This is a genomic window from Variovorax sp. SPNA7 (genome assembly GCF_033807855.1).
Classification (GTDB): domain Bacteria; phylum Pseudomonadota; class Gammaproteobacteria; order Burkholderiales; family Burkholderiaceae_C; genus Variovorax; species Variovorax beijingensis.
Map to the genome: position 1 here is coordinate 1885201 of NZ_CP138513.1, position 13754 is coordinate 1898954.

13 protein-coding genes are annotated in these 13754 nt (G+C 66.6%); 9 read left to right on the plus strand and 4 right to left on the minus strand.

What is annotated here, in order from left to right:
- Positions 1-109 precede the first annotated feature (109 nt).
- A complete protein-coding gene (gene dnaG, locus RZE77_RS08690; RefSeq protein WP_319441504.1) occupies positions 110-2092 on the minus strand; it encodes a DNA primase in 1983 nt (660 codons plus the stop codon).
- An 82-nt stretch (positions 2093-2174) separates the two neighbouring features.
- On the opposite strand from dnaG, the gene RZE77_RS08695 reads away from it, so the two are divergent.
- The gene (locus RZE77_RS08695) at positions 2175-3116 is read left to right on the plus strand and encodes a YihY/virulence factor BrkB family protein (protein WP_319441505.1); all 942 of its coding nucleotides are present in this window, start codon (positions 2175-2177) and stop codon (positions 3114-3116) included.
- Here RZE77_RS08695 and RZE77_RS08700 read toward each other — a convergent pair.
- Positions 3064-3822: a 3-hydroxyacyl-CoA dehydrogenase gene (locus RZE77_RS08700; RefSeq protein WP_319441506.1), complete on the minus strand. Its 759-nt coding sequence runs from the start codon at positions 3820-3822 to the stop codon at positions 3064-3066. The genes RZE77_RS08695 and RZE77_RS08700 overlap by 53 nt on opposite strands.
- A 130-nt stretch (positions 3823-3952) precedes the next feature.
- Positions 3953-4504, minus strand: a complete 552-nt coding sequence (locus tag RZE77_RS08705) for a phasin family protein (RefSeq protein WP_021006486.1) — start codon at positions 4502-4504, stop codon at positions 3953-3955.
- Positions 4505-4693: 189 nt separating this feature from the next.
- Here RZE77_RS08705 and RZE77_RS08710 point away from each other — a divergent pair, with 189 nt between their 5' ends.
- Together RZE77_RS08710 and RZE77_RS08715 are read left to right on the plus strand one after the other, a co-directional pair.
- The gene (locus RZE77_RS08710; RefSeq protein ID WP_319441507.1) at positions 4694-5620 is read left to right on the plus strand and encodes a histone deacetylase family protein; all 927 of its coding nucleotides are present in this window, start codon (positions 4694-4696) and stop codon (positions 5618-5620) included.
- On the plus strand, positions 5617-6057 hold the full coding sequence (locus tag RZE77_RS08715) for an acyl-CoA thioesterase (RefSeq protein ID WP_319441508.1): 441 nt from the start codon (positions 5617-5619) through the stop codon (positions 6055-6057). The genes RZE77_RS08710 and RZE77_RS08715 overlap by 4 nt, the downstream gene beginning before the upstream one ends.
- A 62-nt stretch (positions 6058-6119) precedes the next feature.
- Here RZE77_RS08715 and RZE77_RS08720 read toward each other — a convergent pair whose 3' ends face one another.
- A complete protein-coding gene (locus RZE77_RS08720; RefSeq protein WP_307654477.1) occupies positions 6120-6353 on the minus strand; it encodes a CsbD family protein in 234 nt (77 codons plus the stop codon).
- Positions 6354-6529: 176 nt separating this feature from the next.
- On the opposite strand from RZE77_RS08720, the gene pncB reads away from it, so the two are divergent.
- Genes pncB through RZE77_RS08750 form a run of 6 tightly spaced genes read left to right on the plus strand, consistent with a single transcriptional unit; the run spans position 6530 to position 13754 of the window.
- Positions 6530-7750: a nicotinate phosphoribosyltransferase gene (pncB, locus tag RZE77_RS08725; protein WP_319441509.1), complete on the plus strand. Its 1221-nt coding sequence runs from the start codon at positions 6530-6532 to the stop codon at positions 7748-7750.
- 25 nt (positions 7751-7775) lie between these two features.
- On the plus strand, positions 7776-9188 hold the full coding sequence (locus RZE77_RS08730; RefSeq protein ID WP_319441510.1) for a sodium:proton antiporter: 1413 nt from the start codon (positions 7776-7778) through the stop codon (positions 9186-9188).
- A gap of 11 nt (positions 9189-9199) precedes the next feature.
- Entirely contained in the window at positions 9200-10186 is a 987-nt protein-coding gene (locus RZE77_RS08735; protein ID WP_319441511.1) for a 2-hydroxyacid dehydrogenase, read from the plus strand.
- Between the two features lie 33 nt (positions 10187-10219).
- Positions 10220-11587: a DNA recombination protein RmuC gene (locus RZE77_RS08740; protein WP_319441512.1), complete on the plus strand. Its 1368-nt coding sequence runs from the start codon at positions 10220-10222 to the stop codon at positions 11585-11587.
- Positions 11584-12753, plus strand: coding sequence for an MFS transporter (locus RZE77_RS08745; RefSeq protein ID WP_319441513.1), 1170 nt, complete (start codon positions 11584-11586; stop codon positions 12751-12753). Before RZE77_RS08740 ends, RZE77_RS08745 begins: the two co-directional genes overlap by 4 nt.
- Complete coding sequence (locus RZE77_RS08750; RefSeq protein ID WP_319441514.1) at positions 12750-13754, plus strand: hypothetical protein; 1005 nt, start codon at positions 12750-12752, stop codon at positions 13752-13754. The genes RZE77_RS08745 and RZE77_RS08750 overlap by 4 nt, the downstream gene beginning before the upstream one ends.

A 13754-nucleotide genomic window follows, 5' to 3' on the forward strand; every position in this document is an offset into this window, starting at 1 on the left:
TCTTTCCGTTGGAGTGCGTTGCGCTAGGGGTCGGCCCGGAGGTGCTGCTGTCGCTCTTGCCTAATTTCGCCAGTTGCGAAGCCTTACATTATAGCCTATTGCGCAAATTTCAAGCAGTTTCTGCACCGCGCGGGTTCAATCGGTTGCGCAGTTCGAGTCGCCTGGCCTCCAGCGCCTTGTAGCGTTCGAGCGCCTTCGGGTCTTTTCCGACCGCGGCAATGGCCTCGCTCTGCTGGGCCTTCAGCCGATCGTCGAGCATGAAGTCGAGCACGCTCGCGAGCTCCTTGGCGGCATCGGCCAGGTGCTGCTCTTCCTCGCCCTCGGGAATCGGGGCGCTCTCTGAAACGTTCATGAGGCGCTCGGCCAGCGTCTCGAAATCGAGCCCGCGCATGCCTTCGCGAAGCGCCGCCCACGGCTGCACGCCGTGCTCGTGCAGCTGGCTGTCGAGCCAGGTGAAAAGCGCACCGTGCGGGCCCGGCAGGTCGCACAGCATCACGTGAAGCTCGTGCGACAGCGCGTCCCACTGCGCCATGTTGGACAGCAGCAGCCGCGCCGCCACATCCGGCCGGCTCGGCGGTTTGCCCCGGCCGCGCAGCGGCTCGATCGGCGCCTCGAATTTGCCGCCCCAGCGCTTGCCCTTGGTGAATTTGCGCGGTTTGCTATCGCTTTCATAGCGCGGCGGCTCGTATTCGGCCGGCGGCGGCATGTCGGGGTAGTCGCTCTCGTGGCCCGGCTCGCCCTGACGCTGGCTCGGCGCCGCAGCCGCCGCCCTGCGCGGGCCCGGCGTGGAAGCCCAGAGTTCGGAGAGCGCCGCGGCGTCGAGCTGGACCAGCGCGGCGATCTCGCTCAGCAGCTGGCGCTTGAGCGCGCCGTCGGGCATGGCGCTCCAGAGCGGGCGCACATTGCTTGTCATGTGCGCGCGGCCTTCCGCGGTGGTCAGGTCGCAGCCTTCGCGCGCGGCCTCGAGCATGAAGCGCGACAGCGGCGTGGCTTCCTGGATGAAGCGCGCAAACGCATCGGCGCCGAATTCGCGGATGAAGCTGTCGGGGTCGTGCTCGGCCGGCAGAAACAGGAACTTGATGCTGCGCACGTCGGTGGCATAGGGCAGGGCGCCGTCGAGCGCCTTGCGCGCGGCGCGGCGGCCGGCGGCGTCGCCGTCGAAGCTGAACACCACCGATTCGGTGAAGCGGAAGAGCTTCTGCACGTGCTCGGTGGTGCAGGCCGTGCCGAGCGTGGCCACGGCATTGGGAAAGCCGAGCTGCGCCAGGGCGACCACGTCCATGTAGCCCTCGGTCACCAGCGCAAAGCCGCGCTCGCGGAAGGCGGCGCGGGCCTCGTACAGGCCGTAGAGCTCGCGCCCCTTGCTGAACACGGGGGTTTCGGGCGAGTTGAGGTACTTGGGCTTTTCGTCGCCGAGCACCCGGCCGCCGAAGCCGATGCATTCGCCCTTCACGTTGCGGATGGGGAACATCACGCGGTCGCGGAAGCGGTCGTAGCGCTTGGCGTCCTCGGCGCCGTCTTCGGTGTTGACGATCACCAGGCCGCTTTCGGCCAGCAGCGGGTCGTCGTAGTCGGGAAACACGCTGGCAAGCGCGCGCCAGCCGGCGGGCGCATAGCCGATGCCGAACTGCCGGGCCACTTCGCCCGAGACGCCGCGGCCCTTGAGGTATTCGATGGCGCCCGGCGCCTGCCGCAGGGCCTTGCGGTAGGCCTCGCCGGCTTTTTCGAGCACGTCGGTCAGCGTGGCCTGCTTCTGGCGCTGGCTGGCGGCGCGGGCGCGTTCGGCGGGAGAGGCGTCGTCCTCGGGCACCTGCAGGCCGTACTGGCCGGCGAGGTCGTGCACCGCCTCGACGAAGCCCATGCCCGCGTGCTCCATGAGAAAGCCGATGGCGTTGCCGTGGACCCCGCAGCCGAAGCAGTGATAGAACTGCTTGGTGGGACTGACCGAGAAGGAGGGCGACTTCTCGCCGTGGAACGGGCACAGGCCCATGAAGTTGGCGCCGGCCTTCTTGAGCTGCACGTAGCGCCCGACGATTTCCACCACATCGGCGCGCGCGATGAGTTCCTGGATGAATGAAGCGGGGATGGTCATGTAGGCGAAGAGCGGCAAATCATACGCAAGCGTTCGAACGCCCGTGCGCGGACGCCATACTCGCCGCAGCTGGAACCCACGGATGACGACGCCCAACCCATTGCACCATGCCGCGCCGCTGTTGCGCCATCCCCTCCGATTCGTCTGGGATGCACTCAAGGCTTTCCGCGCCAACCAGGGGCTGCTGCTCGCGGGCGCCGTGGCCTACTACGCCCTGCTTTCCATCGTGCCGCTCCTGATCGTGAGCGTGATCGCGATGTCCCACCTGATCGAGCAGGCCGAGCTGCTGCGCACCATCGGCCGGTATCTCGAATGGCTGCTGCCTGGGCAGTCGAAGGCGATCGTGACGGAGCTGTCGAACTTTCTCCAGCACCGCGACGTGATGGGGCCGGTGCTGCTCGTGACCATGATCTTCTTCAGCTCGCTGGCCTTCAGCGTGCTCGAGAGCGCGATGGCGGTGATCTTCCATCACCGCAAGGCCGACCACCGGCGCCATTTCCTGGTCTCGGCGGTCATGCCCTATATCTACATCCTGTGCCTCTGCGTGGGCCTGCTGCTGGTCACGCTGGTGTCGGGCGCGCTGCAGCTGGTGGGACAGGAAAGCGTCGACCTGCTGGGCCGCAGTTGGTCGCTGTCGGGGGTATCGGGGCTGCTGCTCTACCTGCTGGGGCTGGGCGGCGAGATCTTCATGCTGACCTCGCTCTACCTCGTGATGCCGGCCGGCCGCATGTCGCTGCGCCATGCGCTGCTGGGCGGCGTGACGGCCGCGCTGCTGTGGGAGGCCACGCGGCGCGTGCTGATCTGGTACTTTTCGACGCTGTCGCAGGTCAACGTGGTCTACGGCTCGCTCACCACGGCCATCGTGGTGCTGCTGAGCCTGGAGATCGCCGCCACGTTCGTGCTGCTGGGCGCCCAGGTGATCGCCCAGTACGAGCGGCTGGACCGCACCGGCAGCACGGCGGTGCCGCCGCTTACCGGGGCGGAAGCCGAATCGCTCCGTCGAGACGAATCACCTCGCCGTTGAGCATGTCGTTCTCGATGATGTGCTTGGCGAGCTTGGCGTAGTCCTCCGGCGTGCCCAGGCGGGAAGGGAAGGGCACGCTGGCGGCGAGCGCGTCCTGCACTTCTTGCGGCATGCCGAAGAGCATGGGCGTGCCGAAGATGCCGGGCGCGATGGTCATGTTGCGGATGCCGTTGCGCGCCAGGTCGCGCGCGATGGGCAGGGTCATGCCGACCACGCCGCCCTTGGAGGCGCTGTAGGCGGCCTGGCCGATCTGGCCGTCGTAGGCCGCGACCGAGGCGGTCGAAATCAGCACGCCGCGCTCGCCCGTGGCTTCGGGCTCGTTCCTGCTCATGGCATCGGCCGCGAGGCGGATCATGTTGAAGCTGCCGATCAGGTTGACCGTGACGGTCTTGCTGAACACCGCCAGCGCGTGCGGGCCGTTCTTGCCCACGGTCTTCTCGGCCGGCGCGATGCCCGCGCAGTTGACCAGGCCCACCAGCTTGCCGAGCTTCTGCGCCGCGGCAACCGCCGCCTGGCCGTCGGCCTCCTGGCTCACGTCGCACTTGACGAACACGCCGCCGATGTCCTTGGCGACGGCTTCACCCTTGTCGGCCTGCATGTCGGCGATCACCACCTTGCCGCCGTTGGCAGCCAGCATGCGCGCCGTGCCTTCGCCGAGGCCCGAAGCGCCACCGGTCACGATAAAAACCTTGCCGTCGATCTGCATTGAGAGTCTCCTGAAATGAGACCTGCATTATCGAAGACGGGCGGGGCCGAAAAAAAAGGCCTCATCCGAAGATGAGGCCCTGAATTGGATCCGTGAGGACCCAAGGAGACAACTGGTGGTGGTCGGCAGCTTAGCGCTTGCGCGAGGTGGTCGCGGTCTTCGCGGCGGCAACGGCTTGCGTCGACACGGCGTTGAAGTTGGCTTCGGCAACGTCCGACGCTTGCTTGACGGCCTTCTGGACCGATTCGAAAGCGTTGTTGGCGGCAGCCACGGCGCTCTTCAGCACGGCAACGGCGGTTTCCGAGCCGGCGGGTGCATTCTTGGAAGCGCTGTCGACCAGGCCGACAAAGGTTTGCTGGGCTTCAGCGGCCTTGGCTTCGAAAGCCTTGGTGAACTCGGCGCCGGTGCCCTGGGCGATGTCATAGAGGTGACGGCTGTAGGCAGCGGTCTTTTCGGCCAGGGGCTGGAACAGGCTGGCTTGCAGCGTCAGCAGTTCCTGTGCGTCCTTGACGTTCAGGGCGGCTTGGGCGGTGCTCTGTGCTTCGGTCAGGGCAGCCTTGGAAGCGGTCACGTTGAGTTCGACGAGCTTCTCGACGCCTTCGAAGGCCTTGGTGGTCAGGCCGAACAGGGTTTCGAGGTTTGCTTTTTGGGCGGCGAGGATTTGGTCAGCGGTCAGGGCCATTTTGGAATCTCCGGTAAGGATGAAAGGTGGTCGGTTCACGTTGCGCTGCCTCGTCGTCCATTTTCTATGTTGCGGTGCAGCATAGCCTCAAGTATAGGCAGCACGGCTTTTCGATCAAGGGGGTTTTGCTGCTTTGCAGCAATTTAGAACGCACTTTCTAAATTCGCTCCGGCATCCAGAATGCGGGCCATGCGCGCGTTCTACTCCGGCCAGTTCGTCCTGCCCTTGCCCCCGGGCCACCGCTTCCCGATGTCCCGCTATGCCTTGCTGCGCGACCGCCTGCTGGAGCACCTGCCGGCGGTGGACATGGACCAGGCCCCGCGTGCCACCGACGGCGAACTGGCGCTGGCCCACACCCCGCAGTGGATCGCCGCCATCAGCGACGGCAGCGTGAGCCCGCAGGCCATGCGGGAGATCGGCTTCCCCTGGAGCGAGGCGATGGTCGAGCGCTCGCGCCGTTCCACCGGGGCGACCATCGCGGCCTGCCGCGCGGCATTTGCCGGCGGCGTGGCGGCCAACATGGCCGGCGGCACGCACCACGCCTATGCCGACAAGGGCGGCGGATTCTGCGTCTTCAACGACGCCGCGGTGGCCGCGCGGCTGATGCAGGCGGAGCACGGCCGCGCAGGCCGGCAGCTCAAGGTCGCGGTGATCGACCTGGACGTGCACCAGGGCAACGGCACGGCCAGCATCTTCCGCGGTGATGCGAGCGTCTTCACGCTGTCGCTGCACGGGCAGAAGAACTTTCCGTTCCGCAAGGAGGCGAGCGACCTCGACGTCGAGCTGCCCGACGGCTGCGGCGATGCCGACTACCTCACCGCGCTCGAGCACGCGCTCGACGAACTGGACCGGCGCTTCTCGCCGGGCCTGGTGATCTACCTGGCGGGCGCCGACCCCTTCGAGCGCGACCGGCTCGGCCGGCTCAAGCTGAGCTTCGATGGCCTGGAGGCGCGTGACCGGCGGGTGTTCGACTGGGCCTGGCAGCGCCGCATTCCGCTGGCCTTCGCGATGGCCGGAGGCTACGCCAGCGACATTGCAGAGACGGTGCAGGTGCAACTGGGCACCTTCAGGGTAGCCTTCGACTACTGGCGCCGCTGGCAAAATGCCGCGCGATGAGCTCTGCCCCCAAACCCACGCCGCATTCCCGAAGCAGCTACCGCGCGTTCCGCAGCATTCCCACGCGCTGGGCCGACAACGACATGTACGGCCATGTCAACAACGTCGTCTACTACAGCTGGTTCGACACGGCGGTGAATGCGCTGCTGATCGAACGCGGCGCGCTCGACATCCACCAGGGGCAGACCATCGGCTTCGTGGTCGAGACGCAATGCAACTATTTCGCCCCGATTGCGTTTCCCCAGACCGTGGAGGCCGGCATCCGGGTGGCCCAGGCCGGGCGCTCGAGCGTGCGCTACGAGATCGCGCTCTTTGCGCAAGGCGCGGACACCGCAGCCGCACAGGGCCACTTCGTGCATGTGTATGTGGACCGGGCGACGCAGCGGCCGGTGCCGCTTCCCGAGGCGCTGCAGCGCGTGGTCGATTCACTGCGCTGAAGGGCCGGGCAAGAAAAACGGCGCCCTCGCGAGGGCGCCGTTTTTCTTGCCGCAGGCTTCGTTCAGTACTTTTCGTACCAGAGCGCTTCCGGCGTGCGGCCGTCGCGCGTTTCCCAGTCCCGGACCTGTTTTTCGGCCTCGTCGCGGCTGATGCCGTGGCGTTCCTGGATGCGGCCGAGCAATTGGTCGCGCTTGCCGGCAATCACGTCGAAGTCATCGTCGGTCAACTTGCCCCATTGCTCCTTGACCTTGCCCTTGAGCTGTTTCCAGTTGCCTTCGATGGTGTCCTTGTTCATGCGAATCTCCTTGAAAAGATGGATTCGGCAAGCTCCCCGGCTGCCGTGAACGGACTGTCGCGGGGGCCATTCACCCTGGCGGTAGGACGCCCTGGGCTGGCGCCGTAGGCACAAGCCGACGGCGCCCGTGATAATCGAACGCACGCCGAAAAGCTTGGGACAACGCGCGCCGCACCATGATCATTCACAGCCTGCTCGACACCGACCTCTACAAGTTCACCATGATGCAGGTCGTGCTGCATCACTTCCCGGGCGCCCGGGTCGAGTACCGGTTCAAGTGCCGCAATCCCGGCATCGACCTGGCGCAATTCGCGGGGCAGATCCGCGAAGAGGTGCGAAGCCTCTGCTCGCTGCAGTTCCGGGACGCCGAGCTGGCGTACCTGCGCTCGATGCGCTTCATCAAGAGCGACTTCGTCGACTTCCTGGGCCTGTTCCGGCTCAACGAGAAGTACATCAGCATCACGCCCCAGCCCTCGGGCGAGCTCGAGATCCGCATCAAGGGCCCGTGGCTGCACACCATCCTGTTCGAGATTCCGGTGCTGGCCATCGTGAACGAGGTCTATTTCCGCAACACGCAGAAGAAGCCCGACTTCGAGGAAGGCCGGCGGCGACTGGAGACCAAGATCGGGCAGCTGCAGGATGCCGGCCTGTCGGACCTCAAGATTGCCGACTACGGCACGCGCCGCCGCTTTTCCAAGGACTGGCATGAAGAGGTGCTGCGCACGCTGAACGCAAGGCTCGGCGCCGTCACCTCGCCGCCGGCGCACGCCGAGCCCGGCGCGCGGCTGCCCCAGCTCGCGGGCACCAGCAACGTGCTCTATGCCATGAAGCTCGGCCTGATTCCGCTCGGCACCATGGCGCATGAATACCTGCAGGCCTGCCAGGGGCTCGGCCCGCGGCTGCGCGACAGCCAGATCTTCGGCTTCGAGAGCTGGGCCCGCGAATACCGCGGCGACCTCGGCATTGCGCTGTCCGATGTCTACGGCATGAGCGCCTTCCTGCGCGACTTCGACCTCTATTTCTGCAAGCTGTTCGACGGTGCGCGCCATGACAGCGGCGATCCGTTCCAGTGGGGCGAACGCATGCTGGCCCACTACATCGCCAACCGGGTCGATCCACGCACCAAGACGCTGATCTTCAGCGACAGCCTCACGGTGCCGCGCACCGTCGAGCTCTACCAGCAGTTCCGCGGCCGATGCCAGCTGGCGTTCGGCATCGGCACCAACCTCACCAACGACCTCGGCTACGAGCCGCTGCAGATCGTCATCAAGATGATCAACTGCAACGGCCAGCCGGTGGCCAAGCTGTCGGACACCCCTTCCAAGAACATGTGCGAGGACGAAAAATACCTGGCCTACCTGCGCCAGGTGTTCGAGATCGAGCAGCCGCCGGCCTGACGCCCGTCTGGTACGGTACCGCTCCATGAAAAAAACAGTCCGCCTTGCGGCAGCCGCAGTGCTGCCGATGATGTTCCCCGCGCTGGCCATGGCGGCCGAGCTCGACGGCAGCAAGCTGTCGGCGCTCTGGGGCGTTCCGTTCGCGGGCCTCCTGCTGTCGATCGCGCTGATGCCGCTGCTGGCCCCTTCGGTCTGGCACCACCATTACGGCAAGATCTCCGCCGCCTGGGCGCTGGCGTTCCTGCTTCCCTTTGCCGCGATCCACGGCGCACCGATGGCCAGCGCCCAGTTCGTGCACGCCCTGGTGGAGGAATACATTCCCTTCATCATCCTGCTCACGGCGCTGTTCACGGTGGCGGGCGGCATCCACATCCGCGGCAATCTGCACGGCGCGCCCGGCCTCAACACGGCCATCCTTGCCATCGGCGCGGTGCTCGCGAGCCTCATGGGAACCACGGGCGCTTCGATGCTGCTGATCCGCCCGCTGATCCGTGCCAACGACAACCGCGTGAGCAAGGCGCACGTTGTGGTGTTCTTCATCTTCATCGTCTCGAATGCGGGCGGCTCGCTCACGCCGCTCGGCGATCCGCCGCTGTTCCTCGGCTTTTTGAAGGGCGTCGATTTCTTCTGGACGGCGCGCAACATCCTGCCCGAAACGCTGTTCCTGGTCGGTACGTTGCTCGCGCTGTTCTACGTCATCGACCGCCATCACTACCGCAAGGAGGGCGTGCTGCCGTTCGACCCGACGCCGGACACCCCGCGCATCGGCTTCGATGGCGCCGCCAACTTCTGGCTGCTGGGCGGAATCATCTTCTTCGTGCTGCTCTCCGGCGTCTGGAAATCGCCCGCCGGGTTCGAGGTGTTCGGCACGCACGTCGGGCTGCCGGGGCTGGTGCGCGACGCCGGGCTCATCGCCATCACGCTGCTCTCGTTCAAGACCACCGCGGCCAAGGTGCATGCCGACAACCAGTTCGAATGGGGGCCGATGGCCGAGGTGGCCAAGCTGTTCGCGGGCATCTTCCTGACCATCATCCCGGTGATCGCCATGCTCAAGGCCGGCGCGCACGGGCCGTTCGCGGCAGTGATCGCGGCCGTGACGAGGCCCGACGGCCAGCCTGATCCGGCCATGTATTTCTGGGCTTCCGGCATCCTGAGCTCGTTCCTGGACAACGCGCCGACCTACCTCGTGTTCTTCAACACCGCGGGCGGCGACCCGGCCGCGCTCATGACCACCTACGCCGCCACGCTGGCCGCAATTTCGGCCGGTTCCGTGTTCATGGGCGCCAACAGCTACATCGGCAACGCGCCCAACCTCATGGTCAAGGCCATTGCCGAGAGCCGCGGCGTGCGCATGCCGAGCTTCTTCGGGTACATGGGCTGGTCCGTGGCCGTCCTGATTCCGCTGTTCGTTCTTTCCACCTTCATCTTCTTCCGTTGAGAGCAGACATCATGAGCAAGCCCAAGATCCTGGTCGCACGCGCGATCTTTCCCGAAACCATCGAGCGCCTCTCGCAGCATTTCGAGGTCGAATCGAACCAGGCCGACGAAAGCTGGAGCAAGGAGCAGCTGATCGCCAAACTGCAAGGCAAGCAGGGCGCCTTCACCACCGGCAGCGAGCGCATCGATGCCGCGCTGCTCCACGCCTGCCCCGACCTGAAGATCTGCGCCAACATGGCCGTGGGCTACAACAACTTCGACGTCGATGCCATGGCCGCGCACGGCGTGCTCGGCACCAACGCACCCGACGTGCTCACCGAGACCACGGCCGACTTCGGCTTTGCGCTGCTCATGGCCACGGCACGCCGCATCACCGAGAGCGAACACTTCCTGCGCGCGGGCAAGTGGCAGAAGTGGAGCTTCGACATGTTCGCGGGCTCCGACATCCACGGCTCCACGATCGGCATCATCGGCATGGGCCGCATCGGGCAGGGCATTGCCAAGCGCGGCGCGCACGGCTTCGGCATGAAGGTGGTCTATCACAACCGTTCGCGGCTCGATGCCGCGCTCGAAGCCGAATGCAAGGCCAGCTACCTGGGCAAGGAAGAGCTGCTCAGGACCGCAGACCACGTGGTGCTGGTGGTGCCGTATTCGCCGGCGTCGCACCACACCATCGGCGCGGCCGAGATCGCGCTGATGAAGCCGACCGCCACGCTGGTGAACATCGCGCGTGGCGGCATTGTCGACGACGCGGCGCTGGCCGTGGCGCTGCGCGAGAAGCGCATCGCTGCTGCGGGGCTCGATGTGTTCGAAGGCGAGCCCAAGGTCCACCCCGACCTGCTGACCGTGCCCAACGTGGTGCTGACGCCGCACATCGCGAGCGCCACGGTGCCCACGCGCCGCGCCATGGCCGATCTCGCGGCCGACAACCTCATCGCCTGGTTCGGCGGCAAGGGAGCGCTGACGCCTGTCACGCCCGTTCCGCCCGCCGCCAAGTAAATCGACAGACAAACACGGACCCTCATCGCCACCTTGGACACTTCCCTGATTCTTCTTCTGCTGGCCGCCCTTGCGGTGGTCCAGCTGGTGCTCGCGGTCTGGCTGCTGGCACGCCGCCAGCCAGCACCCGACCACAGTGAACTGCTCTCCGTGCTGTCCGCCATGGGCGCCGCCAACGAACGCACCGAGCGCGAGCTGCGCCACGAAATCGGCGAAAGCTCGCGCGGCGCGCGGCAGGAAACCGCGCAGGCCTTCGCCACCTTCCAGCAGGCCCTGGTGCAGCAGGGCGCCGAAGCCACCCGCACGCAGAACGCGCAGCTCGATGCCTTCTCGCTGCAGCTCGCCTCGTTGCAGAAGACGCTGGCCGACACGCTCAACACCCAGCTCCAGGGCCTGAGCGAATCCAATGCGCGCCGGTTGTCGGAAGTGCGCGCGACCATGGAAGCGCAGCTCGCGCAGCTGCAGCAGAGCAACACCGCCAAGCTCGACGAGATGCGCAAGACCGTCGACGAGAAGCTGCAGAGCACGCTCGAAGCCCGCCTGGGCGAGAGCTTCAAGCAGGTGGCCGACCGGCTCGAGCAGGTGCACAAGGGCCTGGGCGAGATGCAGACGCTGGCGGTCGGCGTCGGCAGCCTGCAGCGCGTGCTGACCAACGTGAAGACGCGCGGCGTGTTCGGCGAGGTGCAGCTCGAGGCGCTGCTCGAGCAGGTGCTCACGCCCGAGCAGTACGCCAAGCAGATCGAGACCAAGCCACGCAGCGGACAGCGCGTGGACTTCGCGATCCGTTTCCCGGGCCGCGGCGACGACGGCGCTCCGGTGTGGCTGCCGATCGACGCCAAGTTTCCGCGCGACGACTACGAGCGCCTGATCGACGCGCACGAGCGCGCCGATGCGCCCGGCGCCGAGTTGGCGGCCAAGGCGCTCGAAGCGCGCATCCGCGTCGAGGCGCGCTCGATCGCCGAGAACTACCTGGCGGCGCCGCACACCACTGACTTCGCCATTCTTTTCCTGCCGGTCGAGAGCCTCTATGCCGAGGTGCTGCGCCGTCCGGGCCTGATGGATGCCATCCAGCGCCAGCACCGCGTGACGCTGGCCGGCCCCACCACTCTGCTTGCCATGCTCAACAGCCTGCACATGGGCTTTCGCACGCTGGCGCTCGAGCAGCAGGCCTCCGAGGTCTGGAAGGTGCTGGGCGCGGTCAAGACCGAGTTCGAGCGCTATGGCGAATGGGTCTCGCGCATCAAGGAGCAGGTGGCCAAGGCCTCCGACACGCTCGACAAGGCCGACACGCGTGCCAAGCAGATGCGCCTGGCACTGCGCAAGGTCGAGGCGCTGCCCGAGGCCCAGTCGCAGGTGCTGCTGCCTCCCACGGCCGACAGCGAGGGCGACGACACCCCGTGAAAGGCTCCGAACTGCTGCGCGTGATCGGCGCCCAGGTCTGCCTGCACGCCACCATGGCCGGCATGCGGCTCGCGACCCCGCTGCTGGCGCTGCAGCAAGGCTACAGCGCAGCGGCCGTCGGTGTGCTGATCGCGCTGTTCGCGCTCACGCAGGTGTTCCTGGCGCTGCCGGCCGGGCGCTTTGCCGACCGGTACGGATTCAAGCGGCCGCTGTGGCTTTCGGTCGTTGCGGCCTCGGTCGGTGCGGGACTCGTGCTCGTCTTCCCGAACTTTCCGATGATGTGCATCGCGGCGCTGCTGACCGGCGGTGCCACCGGCGCGACCGTCATCGCGCTGCAGCGCCACGTGGGCCGCTCCGCGACCAACGCCACGCAGCTCAAGCGGGTGTTCAGCTGGCTTGCGATTGCGCCCGCGGTCGCCAACTTCGTCGGCCCGTTCGTCGCCGGCCTGCTCATCGACCATGCGGGACGCGCACCCGCGGACATGCTGGCGTACCGGGTCTGCTTCGCGGTGATGGCGGCTTTTCCCATCGTCTGCTGGCTGCTTGCGCGCGGCGCGCACGAGCCGCCGCCTGTCGCACCCGCCGCCGGCGCCGTGCCCACGCGGGCCTGGGACCTGCTGCGCGAGCCGATGTTCCGCCGCCTGCTGTTCGTGAACTGGTTGCAGTCGTCGAGCTGGGACGTGCATGCCTTCGTGCTGCCGGTGCTGGGACATGACCGCGGCATCGGCGCGTCGGTGATCGGCTCCATTCTCGGCGCCTTCGCCATTGCGGCGGCGGCCATCCGGGTGGTGCTGCCGCTGGTGGCCTCGCGCGCTTCGGAGCGCAGCGTGATCCTGAGCTCCACCCTCGTCACGGCGCTGGTGTTCGCGGTCTACCCGCTGCTCGACTCGGCCTTGGGCATGGGCCTGTGCTCGGTGATCCTGGGCTTTGCGCTCGGCGCGGTACAGCCGATGGTGATGAGCATGCTGCACCAGATCACGCCGCATGCGCGGCACGGCGAGGCGCTGGGCCTGCGGCTCATGACCATCAACGCATCGAGCGTGGCCATGCCGATGCTGTTCGGCTCGATCGGCGCGCTGATCGGGATCGCGGGTGTCTTCTGGGTGGTGGGCGGCGTGGTTGCGCTGGGGGCGCGGGCGACCTGGGGGCTGAAGGTTTCGCAATGAGGAAGGACGGCAAGGCGGCGCAGGCGCCGCGCCCTCCAGTCCCTGCCGGTGACCTCGTTTCGGACTACCCGTTGTTGATCGAATGGGCGTGGCAAGCCTGGGTTCGCTGGACCTATGGCCTGAGGGCAATTGCGCGAGCGATAGGGGTGTCGCACCGGACCGTCCGGCGCGTCGCTTCGGGAAAGGTTTCCGGCGTCAAGGTCTTCGACGCGATCGAGCACGTGGAGAAGTACACCTACGACGACGCGGCAAGCAGCGCCACGAAACACCTGACGGTCTTTCACCGTGCGCAGCTGTTTGAAATCCGTCTCGACAACGAAGCGGACCCCATCCTCTTCTGCAAGATCGACCAAGCCCGCGATCCATGCCAGGATTGGGCGCCGGACGTGCAGGCTTTGAAGGGCCATGAAGTCAAGGCCGCCGGCTATGAGGCCAGAGGCGTGTTCTCCGCCTGGGGTCTTCACTGCAGCACCCTCCGAAAGGGCGGCTGCACGATCTACGCCGTCGAGCGTCCTCTTCCCAGGGCGCGCTCGCTGAATGAGGCGCTTGCCCTGCGCACAGCGGGTTTCGCACTGACAGCGGGATGGTTTGCGCTCGGCTTTGCGATCTGCTGCGTCGGGATGGGGGTGTTCCTCGCCGCCTCGAGCAGTTGCGGTGGCCTGTGGCGCGTGGACCTCGCGCTACTCTGTGTCCTGGGACTGCCGTTCGCGCTGGCGCTGCTTTGGGTGCCGTTTGTTTCCATCAGCGAGGCCATGGAATTCCCTCTCCAGCCGGTGTCGCAAAAGAGCTTGAGACAATTCAGTTCCATCGAGACGCGTTTCACAAGCTACGACCATCGCCGCGCCAGTCACTGGCTCGTCGGTGAACTCGAGCCCGGGACTGCTCAGCCATGGCCAAAGGCCGAACTGCCGGCCGGCATGTGGATTCACTTCGCAATGCCGATGGGCGCCGTTTTCCTCACGCTGATCGCTGGCTGGGTCCACCTCAGCTGTGCATTCTGA